The following is a 534-nucleotide window of genomic DNA, read 5'->3' as shown; positions in this document are numbered from 1 at the left end:
GCGAGCGTCGCCGCGGCGACCGCCGGATGCGGCAAGACCCCCACGCTGAGAAGCGGGACGATCCAGATCACCAGCAGCGGCAAGAGCCGCAGCTACATCCTGCGGGTCCCCGACAACTACAACAACAACAACCCCTACCGGCTGATCTTCGGCCTGCACTGGCTGGGCGGCACCTCCACCGACGTCGCCACCGGCCAGACCGTGCAACGCGACGTGTGGAACTACTACGGCCTGCAGCGCCTGGCCAACAACACCGCCATCTTCGTCGCCCCCCAGGGCTTCAACAACGGCTGGGGCAACTCCAATGGTGAAGACGTCACCTTCATCGACGACATCATCCGCCAGGTCGAAGGCGACCTGTGCGTCGACACCACCCAGCTGTTCGCCACCGGCTTCAGCTACGGCGGCGCCATGTCCTACTCCCTGGCCTGCTCCCGCGCCACCGTCTTCCGCGCCGTCGCCGTCCAGTCCGGCGGCGTCCTCAGCGGCTGCAGCGGCGGCACCCAGCCCATCGCCTACATGGGCATCCACGGC

The 534-nt window shown here is 67.6% G+C and carries 1 protein-coding gene; it reads left to right on the top strand.

Annotation, left to right across the window (positions count from 1 at the left end):
* The coding region (locus tag IEY93_RS37645) for a CE1 family esterase (RefSeq protein ID WP_373291565.1) at window positions 1–534 on the top strand (534 nt) is incomplete at both ends.

Origin of the sequence: Sphaerisporangium melleum (assembly GCF_014646695.1) — a bacterium.
Lineage (GTDB): Bacteria > Actinomycetota > Actinomycetes > Streptosporangiales > Streptosporangiaceae > Sphaerisporangium > Sphaerisporangium melleum.
The sequence above is the reverse complement of the archived record's forward strand: the minus strand, read 5'-3'. Positions and strand labels throughout refer to the sequence as shown.